Here is a 24,286-nt window from a genome sequence, read left to right on the forward strand (position 1 = left end):
TGCTCAGCTCCTTTGGCTTAGGCTTGGTCGCGCATGGGAACGCGGACGCCATGTTGCTCTGCCGCTTCGATCGCTTCGTCGTACCCAGCATCTACATGGCGGATGATGCCCATGCCCGGATCGGAGGTCAACACCGCCTCCAGACGCTCGGCCGCTGCATCGGTGCCATCTGCGACGACGACCATGCCTGCATGCAACGAGTACCCCATGCCCACACCACCGCCGTGATGGACGGAAACCCAAGACGCGCCTGCGGACGTGTTGATCAGTGCGTTGAGGATCGCCCAGTCACCAACAGCGTCCGAGCCGTCCTTCATGCTCTCCGTCTCGCGGTTCGGTGATGCGACAGAGCCGCAGTCGAGGTGGTCGCGCCCGATGACGATCGGTGCGCTCAGCTCGCCGTTTTTGACCATCTCGTTGATCGCGAGACCGAACTTGGCGCGCTCGCCATAGCCGAGCCAGCAGATGCGCGCCGGGAGCCCTTGGAAGGCGACTTTTTCCCGCGCCAACGTGATCCAACGGCGCAGGTGGTCGTTTTCCGGGAACAGCTTGAGAATGAGTTCATCCGTTTTGCGAATGTCTTCCGGATCCCCAGAGAGCGCCGCCCAGCGGAACGGGCCTTTGCCTTCACAGAACAGCGGGCGGATGTAAGCTGGCACGAAGCCTGGGAAGTTAAACGCGTCCTCGACGCCATAATCGAACGCCACTTGGCGGATGTTGTTGCCATAATCGAACACGACGGAACCCATTTTTTGCAGGTCGAGCATCGCGCGGACATGCTTCGCCATGCTGGCTTTGGAGAGTTCTACGTATCGTACCGGGTCTTGTGTGCGCAGTTCTGCCGCTTGTTCAAGCGTGTAACCTGCCGGGATGTAGCCGATCAACGGGTCGTGCGCAGAAGTTTGGTCGGTCACGAAGTCCGGCTTGATTCCGCGGTCAACAAACTCTGGGAAGATCTCCGCCGCGTTGCCGAGCAGTCCGATCGAGAGCGGCTTGCCCGCTTTTTTCGCCTCGTCTGCCAGCACGAGTGCTTCGTCCAGCGTCTCCGCCAGCACATCGCAGTAACGAGTCTGGATGCGGCGCTCGATGCGGGTGCGGTCGACCTCAACTGCGATCACGACCCCTTCGTTCATCGTGACGGCGAGCGGTTGTGCGCCCCCCATTCCGCCGAGACCTGCTGTCAAGGTCAGCGTGCCTTTGAGCGTGCTCCCTGTCGCTTGACGCCCTGCTTCTGCGAACGTCTCGTAGGTTCCTTGCAGGATGCCTTGGGTACCGATGTAGATCCAGCTACCTGCCGTCATCTGGCCGTACATCATCAGGCCCTTTTGCTCCAGCTCGCGGAAGTGCTCCCAGTTCGCCCATGCCGGCACGAGCACGGAGTTGGAGAGCAGGACGCGAGGTGCGCGCTCATGCGTGCGGAACACGCCGACCGGCTTGCCGGATTGCACCAGCAGGGTTTCGTTGCTTTCCAATTGTTGCAGTTCGCGCACAATCGCATCATAGGACGGCCAGTTGCGCGCCGCTTTGCCGATCCCGCCGTAGACGACGAGGTCTTCCGGGCGTTCGGCCACGTCTGGATCGAGGTTGTTCATCAGCATGCGCAGGGCTGCTTCCTGCACCCAGCCTTTGCAAGTCAGTTCGGTACCGCGCGCGGCGCGGATCGTGCGTTTTTGAGTGGTCATTTTGAAAATTCCTCCTCTAATGTTAGTACAGCGGGCCGGAGATCGCTTCGACAGATGCCTGCCAATCCCCGAGCAACAACTCTTGTGCCACCTTTTCAATCTCGGCGCTGGTCGAACGGTCGGTGAGCACCGGGGGAACGATGGCGCGGAGCTGTTCATACAGTTTGCGAGTGGCAGGCGCGAGACGCTCGGCCCCGACGAATTCTGCCGCTTCAGCCGCACAGATCAGCTCGATGGCCAGCACTTTCGAAACATTCGTGACGACTTGGTCGCAGTGGCGGGCGGCGGTGGTGCCCATCGAGACATGATCCTCTTGGTTCGCCGACGACGGGATCGAATCGACGCTCGCCGGGTGTGCCAACACTTTATTTTCCGAGACCAGTGACGCGGAGACGTACTGCAGGATCATCATCCCCGATGCGATGCCAGGGTCGTGGCTCAAGAACGCCGGGAGTCCCGAGAGCGCCGGGTTGACCAATCGCTCCGTGCGCCGCTCCGAGATGTTCGCCAACTCACTCATGCCGATCTTCAGAAAGTCCATCGCGAACGCGATCGGTTGCCCGTGGAAGTTGCCGCCAGAAATGACCTTGCCCTCCTCGACAAACAGCAACGGGTTGTCGGTCGCCGCGTTGATCTCAATCGCCAACTTCTCCTGCGCATAGCCGAGCACTTGGCGAGTGGCCCCATGCACTTGCGGGAGACAGCGCAGCGAGTACGCATCCTGCACGCGGATCTCGCCCGGCTCTGTCGTCAACCGACTGCCCTGCAACAGCGTGCGCAAGTTCGCCGCGACCCCGATCTGCTCCGGGTACGGGCGCACACGATGCACATCCTCATCAAAAGCGGCCGGGATGCCGCGCAACGCTTCGGTGGTCAAGGCGGCGATCATGTCGGCGGCCTTCGCCAGCCGAAGCGCTTTCACCAGCGTCAGGGTGCCGATCGACGCCATCGCTTGCGTGCCATTGATCAGCGCGAGCCCTTCCTTGGCTTGCAGCGTGATCGGCTGGAGGTTCGCCTTGGCGAGCGCCTCTGCCGCCGAGAGTCGCTCCCCTTGGTAAAACGCCTCCCCTTCGCCCATCAGCACGAGCGCGAGATGGGACAGCGGCGCGAGGTCACCACTGGCACCGAGCGAGCCTTGGGACGGAATCACCGGATGTACGCCTGCATTCAGACAGTTCACCAGCAATTTCAACGTCTCCGGGCGGATGCCCGAGTAGCCTTTGACGAGGGCGTTGGCGCGCAACATCATCAGCGCACGGACGGTCGGTTCCGGCAGCGGCTCCCCGACAGCGCAGGCGTGGCTGCGGATCAGGTTGGCCTGCAACTGAACAGCGTCCTCCGGCGAGATGTGTACATCGCTGAACTTACCAAATCCGGTCGTCACCCCATAGACGACCTTGCCTGAGGTCACCAACTCCTCGACCATCTGGCGGCACGTCGCCACGCGCTCCCACGCATCAGCCCCGACGAGCACCTGTGCGCCTTCCCATGCGACGCGGGCTACATCCTCCGCCGTCACCCGTACTCCATCCAGTTCCACATCTCGAATTGTAATCATCTTGCAACTTCCCCTTTCTTGCTTTAGCTAAAGAAAGGGACTGGGCGGAAGGTGTTACCCTTCCACTCAGTCCCTTTTTAAAAAGAGATCCCTATGCGATTGTTGACGTCTGTCCCAAAGGGATCTCACTAGCATCGCTATCACTCACTTATTAGAATATTGTCGGTACTCGAACTCATTGTGACCGAACGAGGCTACGCTTGTCAAGTCCTCGTTGCCAATACATCACAGAATGCCTTCGCATACTCGGGCAAATCAGGCGGGCGACGGCTGGACACCAAGTGTCCATCGATCACCACCGGCTCGTCGATCCACGTCGCCCCGGCATTCTCCATGTCGTCTCGAATTCCCGGTGTCGAGGTGACCTTGCGCCCTTGGAGGATCTTGGCTGAGATCAACACCCAGCCGGCGTGGCAGATCTGACCGATCGGTTTCTGCTGCTCGTCCATCTTGCGCACGATCTCCAGCACTTCTGGATAGCGGCGCAGTTTATCGGGAGCCCAACCACCCGGCACCAACACAGCATCATAGTCGTCCGCGTTCACATCGGCCAACGCCAGATCAGCCTGCGCAGGTACACCGTATTTGCCATGATAGACCTGTCCCTGTTTCGGTCCGATCAAGACCACCTCCGCACCTTCTTCCCGTGCGCGGTAGATCGGGTACCAGAGCTCCAGATCTTCGAATTCTTCGTCCACGAAACTCAACACGCGCTTGCCATTCAATCTCATACGATCACACTCCTCCCCCTCAGTATAAAAAAAGTCCTCCGCATGCTCAACATGCGGAGGACTTTTTTTTCAACTGCTTACCATGTTTTCATACCCGGTGCGCCTGGCGGTGCATGTACGATGGCATCGTAGATCGGGTAGCCATAGGAGACGAGGATCAGGAAGGCGAGGATTGCGATCCAAACTTTCCAGTTTTCGAGGATGCGCGGGGTTTGTTGGCGAACTTCCAAGGAGTTCTCAGCCATCGGGAATTCGGTCTCCCCAACCGGTGCGAATTTCCAGAGGTAGATCGCGTTGCAGATCATCAGCACGGCGCTGATGAACAACAGCACGCCGCCGATCGCCATCAGCGTTTCATACTTCATCCACGACAGACCGAGCGGATCGTCCATGTACGTGGTGTAGTCGGTACGGCGCGGCACACCCAGCAGACCCATGAAGTGCATCGCACCCGACATGATCAGCATCCCGACCGTCCAGAACAACGTCTGGATGATCCCAGCGCGGTGTGCGCCTTTGGTCAACTGGCGACCCATCAAGGACGGAATCAACCAGTACGCGATGCCGAAGAAGGTCAGAGCGACGGCAGCCCCTACCGTGATGTGGAAGTGACCGGTGACCCAGATCGTGTTGTGTACGACCACGTTCATTTGGTTGGAGGTGTTGATGATCCCGCCGATCCCGGCCGGGATGAAGAACAGCATGCCCATGAACGGGGCGAAGAATCGAACATCACCATACGGCAGTTTTTTGAAGAAACCGAACACGCCGCGTGCGCCTTTGGCACGACCGACCGCTTCAAACGTTGCAAACGAGGAGAAGGCGGTCATCATCGACGGCAACACGACACCGAGTGTCAGCGCGACGTGGACAATTTTCCATTTTTCCGAAATCCCAGCCTCCGTCAACTGATGGTGGAAACCGACCGGAATCGAGAGCAGGATGAACAGGATGAAGACGACACGTGCTAGCGAATCGGAGAAGATCTTGCCTCCGATGATTTTCGGTACGCAGTTGTACCAAGCAGCGTAGGCAGGCATCAACCAGAAGTACACCAGCGGATGACCGAAGAACCAGAACAACATCCGGGAGAGCACGACGTTGACCGTATCGGTCCAGCCAAACGACCACGGGATCAGTTGGAACAACATCTCAGCTGCGACACCTAGCGTTGCGACATACCACAACACCAGAGTAGCCATGACCATGAAGGTGAACAGCGGCGAGCGCTGGTTGGTGTTTTGCTTGCGCCATTGGGTGTAAGCATAGGTCATGCCTGCACCTGCGATCCAAGAACCGATGACGAGCAACGTGGAGCCGATGTAGAACCACGGGGAGGCTTTTAGCGGTGCATAGAACGTATACATAACCGAAGCTTCTCCAGTGGAGATCGTCGCAACCGCCATGACGGTCCCGAAGAACATGACCACCCACCCGAGCCAACCGAGCTTGACGGAGAGTTTGGGGAGCGTGATCGTTTTCGCCATCCCGGCGTAGAAGAAACCAACGATGAAGAATGTGGTGAAGACAAGGCCCATCAACACGCCATGCGCGGTGAGGATCTGGTAGTAGTTAATCCATTCTGGCAGGGTGATGACCCCGCCGCGAACCAGCCCTTGCAAGAGGCCCGCCAATGCACCGATACCGAAGAAGAAAAACGCGGTGAGCACATAGGCGAGGCTCATTTCTGCTGACCGACGGTCTATGCTTCTAGTACTCATGAATCGTCACGTCCTTTTCGACTTACTGCGATTGTGTGTGTTATTTGACGACGAGGTGTGCTGCCATGATCTGATGACCTGTCCCGCAGTACTCGTTGCAGAGGATCAGGAACGAGCCGACGTCGTTGAAAGTTTTGGTAACCGAGTTGACGAGACCGGGGGTCAACATCATGTTGACGTCGGTGCCAGCGACTTCAAAGCCGTGCATGACATCGCGCGAAGTGACGTGGAAGTGTACGGTTGCGCCTTTCGGAATTTCCACTAGCGCTGGGGTGTACCCGAATGCGTACCCGATCATGTTCAGGTCGTACTCGTTTTCGCTGATCTTGACGAGGCCCGGCTTGTCGAACGGCGGTGTTTGGTCGACCTTGGTCGGGTCGATTTGTTGCAGGTCGGATGGCGGGGTGTTGCCCATCGCGAACGCGTTGATCGTCAGAACGACCAGGAACGCGGCGAGCATCAGTCCTCCGAAGGTGAGCCAGATTTTTTCTAGTTTATGAACGTGCATGATTGCAACCTCCTCTCGGCGTTTCCCCTGTTATTTACGGAGTAGATACAGGGTGAAGACGCCAATCCAAGAACCTAGAATCAAGAACCCGAGAATCATGACTGCTACGAACGTACCGCGTAACGACTCGTTCGATTCTTTATTGTCCATGGTGTCTCCTCCTTACGCTTCGTTGACTTGAGTATAGCGCCACGACGAGGGGCGCGAGTATCGGGATATTCCCCGATATGTCGGAGGGAACTCCCTAGTTCGACATAAATAGACAAAAAAACAGCCAGATTCGCGAGGAATCTGGCTGTTAAACCTATGCGTGCTATTCAAAATCGAGCAGACCTTTTTTCAGAGCATAGCGCACCAGCTCAGGCCGCGTCCGCATCTGCAACTTCTCCATGATCTTCGCCTTGTGCGACTCGACCGTTTTCACGGAGACGATCAACTTCTCCGCGATGTCCTTGTTCGCGTAGCCTTTGGCGATCAAGGCGAGAATCTCCTGTTCGCGGTCGGTGAGCACTTGAAAATGCTCCACATCTTCGCCACGATGCACGCGCTGCAAAAACTCGGCGATCAACGACTTGGTCGCAGATGGGTGCAGATACGCAGCCCCAAAATGGATCGTGCGAATCGCCGTCAGCAAGTCATTGTCGGGGGCGCTTTTTAAAAGATACCCCGACGCTCCTGCTTGCAACAGCCGGAACAGGTATTCCTCATCATCGTGCATCGTCAACACGAGGATGTCGATCTCAGGTGCTTCCGCTTTTAATCGGGTGGTCGCGGAGAGACCGTTCTCCCCCGGCGGCATGCTCAGGTCCATCAACACGAGGTCTGGGCGCAATTCCAGCGCTTTGGTGAACGCCTCGGCACCGTCCGCCGCCGTCCCGACCACTTCCATGTCCGCTTGGTTGTTCAGCAACATGGACAGCCCGGAACGCACGATGGCATGATCATCCGCGATCAGCAGTCGGATGGACATAGCGCGGACCCCCTTTCTCATCTACTAGAATTTCCACGTGGATCTTGGTCCCTTTTTGTGGGGCCGATGTGAGCGTCAACGTGCCGCCCAACAGGCTCACGCGTTCCCGCATGCCGAACAAGCCGAGACCAGTTCCACGAATTTGCAATTGGGTCGGGTCGAATCCGATCCCTGCGTCCTCAACCTCCAGCTCCACCCTATCTGCCCGGTCGACGAACCGCAGGGTGATCTGGTCGGTGTCAGCGTACTTCGCCGCATTGGTCATCGCCTCTTGGCAGATTCGGTACAACGCCGTCTCCACCGTCGAGTGATAGCGTCGACGCTGACCGCTGATCTCAATATGTGTGAGGATGCCGAACGTTTGTTCAAAGCGCTTGGCATAGGAACGCAAAGCAGCCACCAAGCCGAGGTCATCGAGCGCAGACGGACGCAGTTCGACGGAGAGGCTTTTGACCTCCTCCATCGTGCGGGCCGTCAACTGCTGGACCTCTTCCAAGTGATGCTTGATCTCTTCGTCGATCTGCAACTGGTTCACGACGCGCAACCCGACCATGATGCTATACAGCGCTTGACCGATCCCATCGTGCAGATCGCGGGAGATGCGCTTGCGCTCTTCCTCTTGCGCTTGAATCACATAGTTCGTCAATTGACGCTGGTGACGTTCCCGCTCTATGCGTTGCATATCTGATGTGTCGCGTAATATAACGGCCAGGGCGCCCTGACCCCCTGCCTCCAATGGCAGGCGAGTTGAAGAAGCCGCGACGGCAATCTCCTCACCACGCTTGGTGACCACGTGCATCTGGAAGGATGGCGTCTGCAACCGCGATGCAAAGCAATCGATGCAAGACGCCTCCTCTTGGCAGGTCGCCATGCCACGGCACAGCTCACAGAGTGACTTTTTCCCGAGCAATTCGGCACCGCTCCACCCGGTCATTCGTTCGAAGGCCGGATTGACACCGATCACGTCACCCTTGGCGTCCACGATGAGGATAGCATCTGTGATATGAGCAAACAGCGTCTCCAAAAAAGCCGCTGTCTCATCAAGCATATGGAACCCCATTGACACACTTCCCCTCCGCCAAATCTACCTCTCACTATACACGGAGCCGAGCTGTTCTGCTAGACCTAGCAGCGCATCGACGTCCGCATCAGCGAAGATGCGCTCCGATCGGTTGGCGACCAACAACACGCCATGCACGCGTTCGCCGCGCAACACAGGCACACCCACCGCGCAGCAGAGGCCTTCCGCGAGCAGTATCGGGTAGTCGCGGGGGTCGTCCCCCGCCTTCGGGGTCATTCCTTCTACAGCGACCGGGCGGCCCAGTGAAACCACCCGTCCTGCGATGCCCTTGCCGGGGCGTAAAAAGATGCGTTTGAAGCGATCATTGCGGTTCCCGGAGGCGTACTGCCAGCGCATCTGGCCGTCCGGCTCCGGAATTGCCAACGCGAGAAAGTCTGCCGCCACTTGCGCACGCAGATCATCTAACGCGTGCTGGATCTGCTCCTGATGCCGGATCATACACAACCCTCCCTTTATCTTGACACGTCTATGCTTGTCATTATACAGACTCCTGATCCAGTAGAAACTCAGGGGATTCCCCGATTTTACAGTTGGAAAAAAGGAAAAAGAGCCTCCGCTGTTCCTGCGGAGACTCTTTTTCATGATAATCGACTACATTCAAACATTAACGAGCCATATAAGCTTCGATTTCCTCAACGGTTTTCAAGATGCCCTCCGACAGCACTTCATGGCCATCCTCTGTGACGAGCACGTCGTCCTCGATGCGAATGCCGATCTGTTCCGCCGCCACATACAGGCCTGGCTCGACCGTCAACACCATGCCCGGCTCCAACACGAGTTCGCGGTAGTTGCCGACATCGTGCGTGTCGAGGCCGAGGTGATGGCTGACCCCGTGGTAGTAGTATTCCGGCAGTTCGGAAGCCTCCTGAATCAGACCGATCTGGATGCACCCCTCCGCCAGCACGCGCTTGGCGATCTCATTGAGTTCCTTGAACGGGACACCGGGCTTGATCGCCGCGATGACTTCCAACTCGGCCTTGAGCACGATGTTGTACAGTTGCTTCTGGCGATCGGTGAACGTCCCGCTTTTCGGAATCACGCGGGAGATGTCGGCTTTGTAGAATTCAAACTCCGCGCCGAGGTCGATCTGGACGAGCTCGTTGTCACCGATCCGGCAGTTGTTCTCCGAATAGTGCAGGACGGTCGCGTTGCCGCCCGCTGCGACGATCGAATGGAATGCCGTCTCGCGAATACCCGCAGAGTGCAGGGCAAAATTAAAGTGTGCCTCCAGTTGGTACTCCGTCTCACACTCATGCGCGTGCTTCATCATGCGCTGGATGCCGAGGTTGGTGAGTTCGGCCGCCTTCTTGATCTTGGCGACTTCCTCCGCCGTTTTGCGCGTGCGCAGCTCAGAGACAGCCGGGTAGATGTTTACAATTTGCAAGTACGGGTAGCGTGTCTTCGCCTCTTGTGCAAACAGGTTGGCGCGCGTCGGCAGTGCGTCGAAGCCACGGCGTTCGAGGTCGAGCGCCAGTGCATGTACTTCGTTGTTATGTAACGTGCGGTTGAATGCAACGCTTTCAAACTCGTCGAGGTAACGCACCGTTGCCACGCCGGTCAATTCCTTCGCTTCATCGGTGGTCAGCATCTTGCCTTCCCACTTTTCCAACACCGGGTCCACGCGCTGGATATACAGTTGCTCCTCGACCTTGCCGTCGAGTTTCAAAAATGCGAGGATCAGTTGTTCCTTGACCAAGCCGGTCAAGTAGTAGAAGTTGCGATTCGGTGTGAACACGTACTTATCATCGGCCGACTTTTGCGGCGCTTCGCCGGCAAAAAACAGCGTGATCGATTGATCCGGCAGGCGGTCATGCAAATTCTTGCGATTCTGGACGAAGAATTCTTTTTTCATGTCGTTGCGTCTCCCCTTTTCGTATGACTCTATTATTGTACCGCACACCCCTAAAAAAGGAAATGGAAGGTAAATCGCGAACCTGAAGAACAACGAGGATAGGAGGACGATTTGATGACTCAAACCCAATGGATACCGATTCGCGGCAAAGGTCTGTACGTGGAAGCAGTTGGCCCGGAGGACGCACCTGCCCTGTTGTTCTTGCACGGCGGTCCCGGCGGCACTGGCTGCTACGAGTTCATGCTAGCACAGCGCGAACGCCTCTCGCAGAACTTGCGCGTGATCGCGCTCGACCAACGCGGAGTCCTGCGCTCAGAAGCGCTGACAGAGGAGGACCCGCTCACCCTGCAAGACCTGCTCGAAGATTTTGAAGCGTTGCGTGAACACTTCGGCTACTTGCAATGGTCTGTGCTCGGACACTCCTTCGGGGGCTTCCTCGCGACGCTGTACGCCCACCAGTATCGGGAATCGGTAGAGAAACTGCTGCTCGATTGCCCGGCGCTGGATTTCGATCTCTGCACCAAATACATGTTGCAAAAATCAGCAGCCGAATTCACCAAACTCGGCAACGCAGAGCAAGTGGCAGCAGCCACCACCCTCCTGCAAGCCGAACTCCCTGTCCAAGACCGCTACTCGCAGATGGTCGAGCTGTCGTCGAAACTGGAGGAACACCGCGACAACCTCTACTGGTATCGCCCGACTCCAGGTTACTTTGGCAACCTGATCAACAACTCCGGTCTACCCAAGGACAACTGGGAACGCACGGAGATGCACGTCCAGAAACTCTACGCAGACCCAAGTATTTTCCAATCGTTGCTCCCGCTCCTGCCCGAGTTGACGTGCCCTACCCTGTTGATTCGCGGGGAGTCTGACTCGGTCACCTGCGACGTGCAGGCTGCTGCCGTCCTGCGAGATGTGGCCGTTTCGGAGGAAGTCGTGATCGCAGAAGCGGGGCACGTACCGGCTGTTGAGCAAGCGGAGCGTTTTGCAGAAGTCGTCACGGAGTTCGTGTTGCGGGATTAAAAAAAGTCGGGGTGCTCACCCCGACTTTTTTGTTGCGCTCGTTATTCGATTGGGGTTGAAAGCTGGGTTGCTGTCGGTTGTGGCGGGGCTACATCTCGCATCAGCAGGCCTTCAAACTTGAGCGTGAAGCTCTTGAACCACCTCGCGCCCACGATCCAGTCTGCGAGTTTCACACAGAGGAACGCAAACGCCATCCCAGCGAACACATCGATCACCCAGTGAATTTTCAGGTACATCGTCGCGATGATGATCGACGAGCAGTAGGACAGGATCACGACCTTGTACCAACGGCTTTTCTCACGCAACGCCAGCAGAATCGCGGCGAAGGCAATCGAGGTATGCATGCTCGGAAAGCAGTTCCACGCGGTGGTGTACGCTTGCTCCGGCGACATCATGCGCTGCAGCAGGTCCGGGGTCCCCTGTACAAACCAAACTTCCTGCAACAAGATCGTATTGTAGAACGGCAGGATCAGCGGCACTTGCAAGAGATAGCCTGCCATCGCGTAGAGGGCGAGTTTTTTCACATCCTTGGTGAAGAACGCGCGGATTACGCAAACCCAATACGACAGCGTGAAGCCGTACATGTACACCCAGCTAAAGTACTTGGTCAGCCACTCTGGTTGCCAGAGACGCATGAACTTGGCGTCGTTGAACGGGATCGAGTTGAACGTCGCATTCCAGTCAAACGCTCGGTTGATGCTGTGGAACTGCCATTGCACGACTTTGTCCCACATCGGGCCGCCATTTTCGTAGATCAGGTAAAACACGGTCAACGCGATCAAGCCAGCTGGTAGGAATTGCTCCCACGAAATCGACTTCATGTCCTTCTGAGTGCCGATCAGTGCCAATACCAGTACGGCGAGGCAAGCCCACCCCCAACTCGACACTTGGAAGATCCGGTATAGGACTACCGCTGTCAAGGCGATCAACACCGGCATCTTGTATTTTAGTATCACTTGCACTTCTGATCTCCTCCTACGTTGCAAAACAGACGTAGACATTATAACACCTCCTTTACCCAAATCACACGACTTTTTTACAACTAAATGGTGGAAAAAAGAGCCTCCCCTGATAGCGGGGAGGCTCTTTTGGCGAAAACTTAGGATTCGCTGCCGGCGGTGAGAACGTGCGAGATGAAACGGGACTCGTTGCGCTTGTCGGCGCCTGCGAGGGCTTCGAAGTGGCGGTAGTTCGGGAAGTAGCCGATGCTGATGGCGTACTTGACCATGTTGAAGATCAACATCGGGTCCGGCTTCGCACACTGCACGTCACTGCCTTGTAGCAGGACTTGTGTTTCAATGCAAGAGAACTTGACGTTCGTTTCACGCGGACCATCGCCTTCCATCTGGGCGATGATCAACTGGAGCGTGTCGTTTTGCGTAGCCGATTGGCGGAACAGGAACTCTTGGTACGCTTGTGGGTTCAAGATCGCGATCGGATACCCGAACGATTGCAAGTACTGAATCATCGAGTTGTTGGTGATCTGCTCCCAGTTGCAGAGGTGGATCGCACGCCCAACCGTCTCGCGCTGTTGCGTCAGATAGACCAGTGCCGAAGCCGCATAGTCGATCGGTGTCAGGTCGACGAAGGAGCGCACTTCCGGCGCTGCTTCCAACTGCAAGATCGCGCGGATGCTGCGGTAGAAAGCGTTCTGGTCGATGTTGCGCTGGAACTGACCGGTCTTGGAATGGCAGATCAGGTTGCCGGCGCGGAACACCGTACACGGAATGCCCTCCTCGATCGCCTCGCGCACCATGTCTTCGGCGCGAATCTTGGTCGCGACGTAGACATTTTCCAGCAAGGCTTGTCCGTAAGCATCATCCGGTGTCGCTTCGAGCACGGTGATCGTCGAGACGTGGTGGAAACGCACGCCTGGACGTCGGCGCGCGATGTCCAGCAACTGTTTCGTACCGCCGACGTTGACCGCTTCGAAGTGCTCGACATCGCCGTAGTGGCGAACGTCCGCCCCGGAGTGGATGATCGAATCGACGTTTTCGTTGAGGTATGACGCCACTTCTGGCGTGAGGCCGAGACCTTCCTTGGCGAGGTCACCTGCTACAGCTGTGACGCGCGGTGCCATCTCCAAAGCCACTTCGTCGCCGAAGTAGAAACGGATCGTGGCTTCCAAACGCTCCTCGACGGTCGTGTTGTCAGACTGACGCACGAGGCAGAGGATGTGCGCTTCCGTTTTCTTGAACAACTCATAGAGGATGTGCGCGCCGAGATAGCCGGTCGCACCGGTCAGGAACACCGTCTCGAATTTGTCGGTGACGATGCCGTCCTCTGGGAAGACCCCGAACACTTTCTCCTCGCTGAGGATGCGGGTTCGCGAACGACCCGTGCGTTGGTGGACGCTCTTTTTCCCTTTTTGCTCCTGAATGGCGTGCTCCATCTCCACGACCGTGCGGTAGAGGAAGAAGTCTTGTACGCGCAGACTCGGGAAGTGCGGCTTGAGCAGAACGAGGACTTTCAGGATCTTGAGCGAGTGACCGCCCATGTCGAAGAAGTCATCGTGGATGCCGACGCGCTCCACTTCGAGCACTTGGCGCCACGCATCGGCGAGGACGCGCTGTTCCTCATTTTCCGGCTCGACGTATGGACGTTGCACCGCTTGTACGAAGTCTTCGCGGGCCGCCAACGCTTTGCGGTCCATCTTGCCGCTTGGCGTCATCGGCATCTCGTCGATGAACGAGATCACTTCTGGGATCATGAAGTCTGGTAGGCGGGTGCCGAGGAATCTCTTGATGTCTTCGGTATCCATCGAAACGCCGTCGACGGTGGTGTAGAACGCGATCAGGCGCTTCGTGCCATCCGCGTCCGCCTTGGCGATCACGGCGACCTCTTGGACTTCCGGTTGCTTGGCAAACGTGTCCTCGATCTCCCCGATCTCGATTCGGTACCCGCGCACTTTGACCTGCGCGTCCTTGCGTCCTAAGTATTCGATCGTGCCATCTGGCAACAGTTTGCAGATGTCGCCAGAACGGTACAGGCGGTCGCTCGGGTTGTCGGAGAACGGATGCGGGATGAACACCTCTGCCGTTTTCTCCGGTTGGTTTAGATATTCGCGTGCCAGCGCGATCCCGCCGATGCACAACTCGCCCGGTACGTTGATCGGGCAGACTTGCATCGATTCGCTGAGGATCAAGGTCTCGTAGTTTAGCAACGGACCCCCGATCTGGATGTTGGCACGGTCTTCGGGCACGTAGTCGGTCACCGCATGAAACGTGGAGAGCACGGTCGCCTCGGTCGGGCCATAGCCATTGCCGATCACGATGTCCAGTCCGAAACGGCGTTGCCACAGACGGACGATCTCCCCGGTCAACGCTTCCCCTGCTGTGTTGATCTGGCGGAGCGTGCGCAGTTTCGGGAAGTCCTCGTCTGCCAGATAGGTCGCCAAATGTTTGAAGAAGACGACCGGCAGAATCATCAGCAGCGTGCCTTTGACACGATGGACAGCATCGGCAAACTCCTCGATCGAGAGGCGTTGCGACGTCGAGAGCACGTGCAGACGAGCGCCGTAGAACAGCGGACAGAACGTTTCCAGAACCGATACGTCAAAGCTGTAGGAAGCAAATTCCAGACACACATCCGCTTCGGTGAGCTTGTGTTCGTCACGCCCCCACACACAGAGGTTGACGACACCACGGTGTTCGAGCAAAACGCCCTTCGGGCGGCCCGTCGAGCCGGAGGTGTAGATGACATACGCGAGATCGTCCGGGGTGACGACGATGTCGAGGTTGGCCTGTGAATAGCCATCTGGGTCGGTTCCCACGTTGAAGACCGACTTGACGCTGTCACAACCTTCGATCAGCTCGTTGACTTTGCCCAGCGAATCGTTGCTGGTCAGGACGAAGCGCGCCGCGCAATCGGACAGCACGTACCGGTTGCGATCCATCGGGTAATCGGGGTCGATCGGCGCATAAGCACCGCCTGCCTTGATGATCCCGAGCGCCGAGATGACCGTCGCCGGGCTGCGCTCCATGAAGATCGCGACGAACTCGCCTTTTTGCAGGCCATTTTCCCGGAGCAGGTGTGCGACTTGGTTGGAGCGCTCGTTCAATTGGGCATAGGTATATTGCACATCGTCTGAGGAGAGCGCCAAGTTCGCCGCAAACTTCTCAGCCGCTTCGTAGAACATGCCGTCGATCGTCTGATCAGCCGGGAACTCGCCCAACACGTCGTTCAGGCGACCATACAGCTCGCGATCCTCCTGCGTGAGGATATCGACCTTGCGCACGGGTGCGGACAGGTCTTGGACGATCGCCCGCAGGATGTTTTCGTATTGGCCGATGAAGCGCAGGACCGTCTCCGGCTTGAACAGCGTGACGTTGTATTCGACGTCGAGGTGCAGATGTTCGTCTTTTTGCAGTGCGATCCACGTCAGGTCGCTGATCGAGGTGATCTTGCGACTGTCCATCAAATCAAGATCCAGACCGTCCATTTTGGCGGTTGGCGGAACCAGGAAGTTGAACAGCGTGGAGTGCAACACCGGACGGCTCAGGTCGCGTTCCGGATTGATCGTTTCCACGAGCAAGTCGAACGGATATTCTTGGTTCTCCATCGCTTCGAGCAGACGGGTGCGCACTTGGTTTAGCATGTCTTGGAACGTGACGATGCCTTCCATCTTGACGCGAATCGGCATCGTGTTGACGAAGTAGCCGATCAAACTTTGAACTTCGGACTCCGTCCGTCCGTTAAACGGCGTACCGACGAGGATGTCCTCCTCATGTGTTACGCTGTGCAACCAGACGAAGTAGGCCGAGAGCATCACCATGTATAGCGAGGCATTGGTCTGTTCGCAAACTTGCTTCAGTCCTGCGGTCAAGTCAACAGACAGCGGATAGTTGACGACTGCCCCCTCATGGCTTTGCACCAGCGGGCGCGGCAAGTCAGTCGGCAGTTCCAGCACCGGCAACGGTTTGGCGAGACGGTTCAGCCAGTAGTCCTCCATCTTGCGGAACTGCGGAGTCTCAATCTGTTGCTTTTGCCATTCCGCAAAGTCAGCATACTGCACTTCCACCGGCGGCAGATCAAAGTCTTGATCCTGCACTTTGGCAGAATAGATCGTCGACATCTCGCGGAACAGCACATCCACAGAGAGACCGTCGATGATGATGTGATGGGCGACGAGATAGAATCGGAACTCAAACTCGCCCGTTTGGAACAATTTGAAGCGGAACAGCGGTTCCTGCGAGAGCTCGAACGGTTTGTTCAGGTCTTCGTGCAACGCTTTTTCCACGACTTCTCGAACCTGTTCCTCGGTGAAGTCTGCCGCGTCAAACAGCGGAAGTTCGAACGTGACGCGGTCGAGGATCAGTTGCTTCGGACCGCCGTCGCGCTCGACGAATACCGTGCGCATGATCGCATGGCGCTCAATGATCTCACGCAGCGTCAAACCGAAGGTCAGCACGTCGAGCTTGCCGTTGATTTTGAGCAGGTAGTGCTCGTTGTATGCAACCGAATCCGGGGTCATCTGTTGGATGAACCACAGTCCGCGCTGGCCGTGCGAAAGTTCGTACTCCGAACGCTCGCCTTCTGCGGTCAGGCGCAACATCGACTCGCGAATCGTCTCGCGCGCGACGAAGTCTTCTCCGCCTCGCGCCTGCAATTCCTCCACGTACTTCGCCAACGTTTCAATCGTCGCATGCTCGAACAGTTTGGTCAGTTCGAAGCCTTTGATGCCGATGGTTTCCTCCAACTCGCGCAGCATCTGCATCGCTTTTAGCGAGTTGCCGCCCAGAGCCATGAAATGATCGTTGACTGAGATAACGGGTGCCGGCGTACCGCCGATGACGCGTGTCCAGATCTTGTGCAGGGTCTGCTCCATCGGAGTGCGCGGCATGATCAAATCGTTGCGAGAGTGCAATTTTTCTTGCAATTGCAGACGAATGTCCTCGAGCAGTAGATCAAATTCTCCGTCGATGACGCGCGAACGCAGGTTGTAGCGCTCCAATTTGCCGGATGTGGTTTTCGGAATCGCCGGCACCGGGATAACCCCGTCAATTTCAAAGCCCAGTTCAACGTTGACGGTCGTCTTGATATCCTGAGCCAACTTCAAGAATTTATCGTTGACGCGCTTGTACTTGAGGAAGATGAAGACGCGTTCGCGCCCGCTCTTTTGTTCCGTGAAGCCCACCGCGACAACGGTTTGGTTTTGTAGGTCAAATGACTTGATCAGCATCTCCTCTACGTCATGTGCGTAGAAATTCTGCCCGTTGATGAAGATGATGTCCTTGTTTCGGCCGGTGATGACGATGCGACCGTTGAGGATGAAGCCGAGGTCGCCTGTGCGCAGCCACTCGTCGCAGAACAGGTTGGCGTTGGCCTCTGGGTTGCGGTAATACCCGCGCGTGACGTTCGGCCCCTTGATTTGGATGTGACCGACACGCGCTTCGTTTAACACTTGGTCGCGGTCATCGACGACGCGCAACTCCATGCCTGGCAATGCCATGCCTTCGTCCGCTACTTCCAGATAGGGCGTGTCCAAGTCGGTGACAGGCACGACGAGTCCTTGGCGGTTAAATGCCTTTTGGTCGATGCGGTGGAACAGATCGCTTTTGGCCTCGCCATAGGGCGGTGCCGCAACGCCGACGCACGCTTCGGCCATCCCGTACACGTAGGTGACGACATGCGAGCCGAGACCCACCTCCGCGAACTTTTGGGAGAAGCGCTCCTTGACTTGAACGGAGATCGGTTCTGCTCCGTTACAGATCACCTTCAAGCTGGAGAGGTCGAGCCCAGTCAAATCGTTGACCTTCGTCGTCATCCATTCCAACCCGAAGTTCGGGGAACCGGAGACCGTGCCACGGTGCTCGGAGATTTTTTTCAAAAGCAACTCGGGACGGCGCACGAAGGTCTCGTGCGACATCTTGAGTTGTTTGCATCCGTTGAACAACGCATGCAGATGGAAGCCGATCAATCCCATGTCATGGTACAGCGGCATCCAGTTGACAAATACGTCGTGTTCGTCAAATTTATAGCACTCAGATTGACTTCCGCAGTTGTACATGATGTTCAAGTGCGTCAATTCTACGCCTTTGGCGTTGCCCGTACTGCCGGAGGAAAACTGCAGGAAGGCAAGATCATCCGGCTCAGGTACGTGATGATTGTGATCTGGTTCGTGCTCCACCAACGATTCGCCTGACGCAATCGTCAGGTCGGCGTACAGGGGGTGCTGTTGCAACGTCAGGTATTTCTCCTCGATGAATGCGTCGCAAACCAAAAGCGGCTCATCGAGCAACTTCCAAACGTTTTTGGTCTTGCGCATCTGGTTGGACTCTGGCTCAAACGAGGCTGGTGTGTGCATCGGAGCCGGGAGGAACCCCCCGAGAATACAACCCCAGAAAACAGACAGGAAAAGATGCGAATCCTGAACTTCCAAAATGACCTTATCACCCGGTTGTAACCCTCGTGCCCGCAGCGCACCCAACGCCCGTTCAGCAGAGGTCAACAGATCCGCATATGATTGATAGATCTCGGAACCGTCTGCCTTGACGTGCACGATACCCCGTCCTGCAGCCACCGCCCGTGTTAGCGCTTCGGGCAACGTCTTCGGAGCAGTAGCCCATCCGGCGTACTCCCTCCCCCGACTGATCGCATATGTCTGCTGCAAGTTGCTCATTTCGTGGATCACCTCATCTGATTCTCTAATAATTCTAGCGTCGCTCTTCGTAAGAAAACCGAGATGTCTGGTTGTCTCTATGATTAGGATCAGCACGATGCTCTCAGGTTCTTCCCGTCCAGCGCGAATGACAAATTTCTTGTGATATTCGACATATTCAGCGAAAAAATGCTCTCACCATATCTTACCGTAGAAATGTAAACTTATCCATCCCAAATAATAAAACTACTTTTGATACTTTTTCATTAAAAAATGTCAAGTGTTCAAGATGATCGAAAGAACTTTAATCTGATCCGAGCCCCACGATTCTCCTCCAATCAAAAAAATACGGCGTCACTCGTCGATGTTTGCAGGAATTATCACATGAGGAAGGAAAATAATAAATATAAACTTTCACCAGTGCATAGTAAACCGACCTACATCCGATTTTGGAGTCGCTTCAAGTATGTACTTACTTTTATTTCAGCAAGAGGTGGTTTAGCCGTTACAGGATGAGACCGTGACAAACATTTACTTTCGTAGTAAAATATCGGCAGTAGATCGTCAAAGCGAGGGGTTATGACATGAGCAAAGATGTCCAGGTGAATCGTCAAACGGACAAATATTTGATGATCGCCTTGTGGGCCTCTCTCCTGTTAGGTGTTGCCGGTGCCAGAACGCATTTTATTCTGGTCATGGACGCCATCGGAGGAGGTATCTTGGGTGGGATCGTCACCTTCTTGATCCTCAAGAAGATTTGGGTCACGAAGGTTCCTTACATTTACGTCACCGCCTTCATGATTTTCGACCTGTTATCGTTTATCGGAGACCACTCAGCCGCCTCTTTTCTGAACGTTCCCTTGAGCGTGATGCTGCTGTCCTTCTATCACAATTCACGTGTCGTCTTGGTGGGTGGGATCAGCGGTGTACTGATGGAGTTCGTGCTCGTCATCTTCTTCAAGAGCTGGTACACCGACGCAGATCTCGCGATGATCAATGTCATCATCTTGGTCTCCGTGATGTCGGTCGTCATCCTCGCGATCCAGACGGTTATCGGTCTCGGATTGCGCCGTGATGTTGAACAACAGCGTCAGGAAGCGGTCGACGCCAAGGACCGCATCGAAGTTCTGCTCGATCAAATCAAGCAGTCGGTGCATACCCTTCGCGACTTCAGCGGCGTCCTCACAACCAACGTTTCCACCACCGGTCAGATCTCCAGAGAAGTCACCATCGCGTTCAGCGAAATTGCCCAAGGCGTCAACAACCAAGCAGCGAGCGTTGCTGACATCAACGAGTCGATGAAAGTGGTCGACCAGTCGGTACAGACCGTATCCAATCGCTCCACTACGATGCGCGACCTGTCGCAATCGACTGTCGATGTCACCTTGGAGGGCAACAAGCAGATCTCCTACGCAGCCAACGAGATGGAGGAAGTCAGTTCGATCATCTCACAGTCTGTCACCCACATGAACGAGTTGACCGACCAAACGGAGCAGATCGGTGCCATCCTTGACACGATCAAGGAGATCTCCTCGCAGACCAATCTGCTCGCACTGAATGCGGCGATTGAGGCCGCGCGCGCTGGGGAACACGGCCGCGGGTTCGCCGTCGTCTCGGACGAGGTTCGCAAGCTGGCGGAGCGCTCGCAGCGCTCCACCGAAGAGATCGGCATCATCTTGGGCCAGATTCATCAAAAAACCGCGCAAGTCACGGAAATCGTCAACGAAGGCCAAAACAAGATGATCTCCTCCAAGGAAGCGACCAAGCATGCGGAACAGATCTTCGAGCATATCATGGACAACACAGACAAAGTCGTGCGCCAAGCGAGCGACGTGCAGACGATGGTGCAGAACTTGATCAGTTCAGCCAACGTCACGATCGACGAAGTCACCTCCATCTCCTCCGTCACGGAACAAACCAGTGCGGCGGTCCAAGAGGTGCTCGCGTCCGTCGAGGAGCAGTCCAGACGCGTCGATGAAGTTGTCGATTCCTTCAATGAACTCGACAACCTGATCTTGCAACTGACGGCGCTCACCGCCGAACAGGAGCAAGTCACGACCACCGTCACCACCGAAGTTAAGAAACGCAGCAAGTTCAGCTTCTCTCGCAAAAAGCGATAAACCCCATCGAAAAAGCCCTGAGGCAGATGCCTCAGGGCTTTTTTTCGTTCCGATGCTAGGCGACCACGCCACGCTCGGTGGCGAACGCTTCGTACTCGCGGTTCTCGATGATCTCACGCAGCGCTTCGACGGTGCGCCAGATCTCTTCATACGTGTTGTACAGCGCAATCGGTGCCAAGCGGATCACGTTCGGGAAGCGGAAGTCTGGGATGATGTGGCGGGCTTTCAGCGCCTTGCAGATGCGCACAGCCTCGGCATGTTCCAACGAGACATGACCGCCGCGGCGGGCGTCGTCGCGCGGGTTGCCGATGCTGTAGCCTAACTCAACTGGCAGGCGATCGATCAGTTGCATCATGTACTCCGTCTGACGCAACGATTTGGCGCGAATCCGGTCGATCCCTGCCTCTTCGAAGATTTTGAGCGAACCGAGCAAGGGCGCCGTGCTCAACAAGTGCGTCGTCCCGATCTGCCACGCGCCTGCGCTATCAGCGGGTTCAAATTCGTGGACCATGTCAAACTGGCGGTCCTTGCGATACCCGAACCACCCGCTCAGGCCCGGACGGGTGCCGAAGTGGCGCTCGTTGACGTAGAGACCGCCGACAGAACCGGGACCGGCATTGAGGTACTTGTAATTGCACCAGAACGCGAAGTCTGTCCCCCACTGTGAGAAGTGGTGCGGGACAGCGCCGATCGAGTGACAACAGTCAAAGCCGATCACGATGCCACGAGCGTGCGCTTCTGTTGTCAGGCGTTCCATATCCAGCAACTGCCCCGAGCGGTACAGCACCGCCGGGAGCATGATCAGCGCGATCTCATCGGTCATCGCGGCGATGATGTCCTCCTCCTCGACCACCCGCCCATCGCGGCTCTTGACGAGCACGAGATGTTCAGCCGGATCGAGACCCTTGAGGAGCAATTGGCTTTGCAGCGCGTACTGATCAGACGGGAAATTCAGTTCGTCTGTCAAAATCTTCGTGCGCGTGCCTTGCGGGTGGAAAAACGTCGAGACCAGTTGATGCAGATTGACCGTTGTCGAGCCCGCCACGATCACTTCCTCCGGCTTGCCTCCAACCAGTGCCGCCTCCCGTTTGCCCAACTCCTCCGCCAGATAGAACCACGGCGGCGATGCCTCGGTCCACCCGTCAATGCCGAGCGTCTTCCATTCTTGCAACGCGTTGAGCACCGCTTGCTCAGCATCCCGCGAGCACAGTCCAAGCGAGTTGCCGTCCATGTAGATCCCATTTTGCAACAAATAAAACCGCTCGCGAAACGCTGCCAGCTCGTCCTCGCGATCCAAAGCCTGTGCTTGCTCCACAGTCCCATCCACTTTTGTCATTCGAGAAGCCCCTCTCTACGCCTTGATCTGGTTGTTCATCGCTTCCACGCACAACTCCGCCAGTTGCCCCACCACATGCTCCGAACTAAAACGGTCCACTGGAATTGCGTTGGCGTGGGCTTGTTGCTGCTCCAATTGACTCAGGTACAACTCCAACGCATCGGCGATACTGGCGATGTTGTCAGGGTGGTGGACCTGCCAGCCATACTCCTGTAACAAGCGTCCGGCTGTGCCCTTGGTCGATGTGATGCCCAGCACGGGGCGGCGGGCACCTAGATAATCGATCAGTTTCGAACTGAGGAACAAGTTCACATCGCTCGGGGCATCGACCAACAACAGCACATCGGTCTGTGCCATCAGCTCCAGACTTTGGCGGTACGGCACTTGCCCTATGCGTTGCACCGTCATGCCCAACTGTTGCTCCGCTTCCTCTAATAGAGGATGGAACGTGCGCTCCACATTGCCGACCACCTGCAGCTCCAAGCGCTCGACGAGGTCAGGTCGGCGCTCCTTGAGCACACGCAACGCCTTCACCAGCGGTTCAGGGCTGCGCAGTCCGTAGAAATCGCCGATGTAAGCGAGGCGAATTTTTGCTGGCTCTGTCCCTTGCACTGAAGCGGTGTACAACTCGGGATCATAGTGGTGCGGCAAGACGATCGACTTGCTCTTGATGTCAACATGTCCGTGTGCCGCCGCATACAAGTCCAGCATCTCCTGCGTGGGAAACACCAACTTGTCCGCCTGCTCGACCACCTCACGCTCGTACCCCTCGATGACCTGCTTCTTGCGTCCTGTGTAGGGATGATACGGATTGTGCGCCCACGGGTCGCTGAACTGCGCGATCCACGGCAGGCCGAAGCGCTTTTTCATATGCAGGGCAGCCAGATGGCTGGAGCCTGGCTGAGAACGGCTGTACAGCACGTCGTACTGGTCAGGCTTGAGCATCATCCCCGCATACGTCTCCGCCGCGCGCAACCAGATCGGGTTGTCGATCGACGCCAGCCGTCCGACCGTCTCGCGGTACAGCTTGCGAAAAACGCGTGAGGACGGCTTGGGGTTCGACAGGCGCCTGACCTGTACCCGCTCCCCCATCTCCTCCAACAAAAACGGATCGGTGCGGAACTCTGGCTCCTCCCCGACCGTGATCAAATCCACTTGGAAGTGGCGCGACAGAAACTTGAGCGTCTTCGCCACCAAAATCGACTCCGCGTTCAATTGCGGGGGTGCGTAATACGAAATCATCAACATCTTCTTCATCAACGGGTCCACCTCTTATTCCCATCTTACCCTAACCTCGGCTTCTGAGGAAAGCCTCGTCCGCATAAGAGTTACTAGTACGTACTACTAAGAGGCGGTGTATAGCTATGATGCGAACCCTCATGCGCGAACATCCTGTATCCTCGCGCCTCATTTTGTATGCCATGATCCTGCTGATCGCCTGTCTGTTCATCCCCGCCCATGCGATGGCGCACAAGCCGATTTTTGTCGAGCGCATGGCGGGAGGCTATGACGATGCCTATCCGATCCCGGACGCGACGACATCCTATGCGGTGTACGGCAACTTGACCGCCCCGCGCCAAGTCGATGTCTTCCAAGTCACCGTCACCGACGATACCCCCTTCTACGCCCGCCTCTCCGTCCCGAAAAAAGCGGGCTCAACAAAGTTCGCGCCCGCTTTGGTCCTGATCGGGCCCGGACTGCCGAAGTCGAATGTTCCGCCGAACTATCCGCTCGCGTTGCCAGACGACCTCGGGCGCGGCATCTATCTCTACGAACAGGTGCAGGATGAGTTCTTTGAGCCGTTCACGCAGACCACGCTCCTGCAGCGTCAATTTGTCTCGCGCAAACTTCAGCCCGGCACCTACTACCTCGCCGTCTACGATCCAGACGGTCAACTCGGCAAGTATGTGCTCGCCACTGGCACGGAGGAGCGTTTTTCCACCGCCGACTGGCTGAAGTTCCCGGCGACGTGGTTGAAAGTCCGGCTCTGGTACGATGCAGGGCAGACCTTGGGCATCCTCGCACTCGTCACGGGCGTGCTAGGTGTGCTGTTCTACTCCCTCCGCCGCCTGCGTGAACGCTAAAAAAAGGCACCTCGTCTCAG

Annotated in this window: 17 protein-coding genes; 3 read left to right on the top strand and 14 right to left on the bottom strand. The window is 56.7% G+C overall.

What is annotated here, in order from left to right; genetic code table 11:
• Positions 1-17: 17 nt before the first annotated feature.
• From hutU to C7459_RS04890, 10 genes are all read right to left on the bottom strand, one after another.
• Positions 18-1,682, bottom strand: a complete 1,665-nt coding sequence (gene hutU, locus C7459_RS04845; RefSeq protein ID WP_109686918.1) for a urocanate hydratase — start codon at positions 1,680-1,682, stop codon at positions 18-20.
• A 22-nt stretch (positions 1,683-1,704) separates the two neighbouring features.
• The gene (gene hutH, locus C7459_RS04850) at positions 1,705-3,240 is read right to left on the bottom strand and encodes a histidine ammonia-lyase (protein ID WP_109686920.1); all 1,536 of its coding nucleotides are present in this window, start codon (positions 3,238-3,240) and stop codon (positions 1,705-1,707) included.
• A 203-nt stretch (positions 3,241-3,443) separates the two neighbouring features.
• Positions 3,444-3,971, bottom strand: a complete 528-nt coding sequence (locus C7459_RS04855; protein ID WP_109686922.1) for a type 1 glutamine amidotransferase domain-containing protein — start codon at positions 3,969-3,971, stop codon at positions 3,444-3,446.
• Between the two features lie 77 nt (positions 3,972-4,048).
• Complete coding sequence (locus C7459_RS04860; RefSeq protein WP_109686924.1) at positions 4,049-5,692, bottom strand: b(o/a)3-type cytochrome-c oxidase subunit 1; 1,644 nt, start codon at positions 5,690-5,692, stop codon at positions 4,049-4,051.
• Positions 5,693-5,732: 40 nt separating this feature from the next.
• Positions 5,733-6,200 carry a cytochrome c oxidase subunit II gene (locus C7459_RS04865; protein ID WP_109686926.1) on the bottom strand — a complete coding sequence of 156 codons (468 nt, stop codon included), beginning with the start codon at positions 6,198-6,200 and terminating at the stop codon, positions 5,733-5,735.
• A 30-nt stretch (positions 6,201-6,230) separates the two neighbouring features.
• Positions 6,231-6,350 carry a cytochrome C oxidase subunit II gene (locus C7459_RS04870; protein ID WP_109686928.1) on the bottom strand — a complete coding sequence of 40 codons (120 nt, stop codon included), beginning with the start codon at positions 6,348-6,350 and terminating at the stop codon, positions 6,231-6,233.
• Positions 6,351-6,513: 163 nt separating this feature from the next.
• Positions 6,514-7,170, bottom strand: coding sequence for a response regulator (locus tag C7459_RS04875; protein WP_109686930.1), 657 nt, complete (start codon positions 7,168-7,170; stop codon positions 6,514-6,516).
• A complete protein-coding gene (locus C7459_RS04880; RefSeq protein WP_109686932.1) occupies positions 7,142-8,230 on the bottom strand; it encodes a PAS domain-containing sensor histidine kinase in 1,089 nt (362 codons plus the stop codon). The genes C7459_RS04875 and C7459_RS04880 overlap by 29 nt, the downstream gene beginning before the upstream one ends.
• Positions 8,231-8,254: 24 nt before the next feature.
• Positions 8,255-8,689 (bottom strand): GAF domain-containing protein, encoded by a 435-nt coding sequence (locus C7459_RS04885; RefSeq protein ID WP_170119274.1) that lies wholly within the window; start codon positions 8,687-8,689, stop codon positions 8,255-8,257.
• A gap of 166 nt (positions 8,690-8,855) precedes the next feature.
• On the bottom strand, positions 8,856-10,103 hold the full coding sequence (locus C7459_RS04890) for an aminopeptidase P family protein (protein ID WP_109686936.1): 1,248 nt from the start codon (positions 10,101-10,103) through the stop codon (positions 8,856-8,858).
• A gap of 114 nt (positions 10,104-10,217) precedes the next feature.
• Here C7459_RS04890 and C7459_RS04895 point away from each other — a divergent pair, with 114 nt between their 5' ends.
• Positions 10,218-11,126, top strand: coding sequence for an alpha/beta fold hydrolase (locus C7459_RS04895; RefSeq protein ID WP_109686938.1), 909 nt, complete (start codon positions 10,218-10,220; stop codon positions 11,124-11,126).
• A 41-nt stretch (positions 11,127-11,167) separates the two neighbouring features.
• On the opposite strand, the gene C7459_RS04900 is transcribed toward C7459_RS04895, so the two are convergent.
• Positions 11,168-12,127, bottom strand: coding sequence for a phosphatase PAP2 family protein (locus C7459_RS04900; RefSeq protein ID WP_109686940.1), 960 nt, complete (start codon positions 12,125-12,127; stop codon positions 11,168-11,170).
• A 98-nt stretch (positions 12,128-12,225) separates the two neighbouring features.
• Positions 12,226-18,747, bottom strand: coding sequence for a non-ribosomal peptide synthetase (locus C7459_RS04905; protein ID WP_109686943.1), 6,522 nt, complete (start codon positions 18,745-18,747; stop codon positions 12,226-12,228).
• A 563-nt stretch (positions 18,748-19,310) separates the two neighbouring features.
• Between C7459_RS04905 and C7459_RS04910 the strand changes: the two genes are divergently transcribed.
• Positions 19,311-20,846: a methyl-accepting chemotaxis protein gene (locus tag C7459_RS04910; protein WP_109686945.1), complete on the top strand. Its 1,536-nt coding sequence runs from the start codon at positions 19,311-19,313 to the stop codon at positions 20,844-20,846.
• Positions 20,847-20,901: 55 nt separating this feature from the next.
• Here the strand turns inward: C7459_RS04910 and kynU are convergent, their stop codons facing one another.
• Together kynU and C7459_RS04920 are read right to left on the bottom strand one after the other, a co-directional pair.
• A complete protein-coding gene (gene kynU, locus C7459_RS04915; protein WP_109686947.1) occupies positions 20,902-22,182 on the bottom strand; it encodes a kynureninase in 1,281 nt (426 codons plus the stop codon).
• A 15-nt stretch (positions 22,183-22,197) separates the two neighbouring features.
• The gene (locus C7459_RS04920) at positions 22,198-23,439 is read right to left on the bottom strand and encodes a glycosyltransferase (protein ID WP_109686949.1); all 1,242 of its coding nucleotides are present in this window, start codon (positions 23,437-23,439) and stop codon (positions 22,198-22,200) included.
• Between the two features lie 107 nt (positions 23,440-23,546).
• On the opposite strand from C7459_RS04920, the gene C7459_RS04925 reads away from it, so the two are divergent.
• Complete coding sequence (locus C7459_RS04925) at positions 23,547-24,266, top strand: hypothetical protein (RefSeq protein WP_109686951.1); 720 nt, start codon at positions 23,547-23,549, stop codon at positions 24,264-24,266.
• The last annotated feature ends 20 nt before the right edge of the window (positions 24,267-24,286 follow it).

This window comes from Tumebacillus permanentifrigoris, assembly GCF_003148565.1.
Classification (GTDB): Bacteria; Bacillota; Bacilli; order Tumebacillales; family Tumebacillaceae; genus Tumebacillus; species Tumebacillus permanentifrigoris.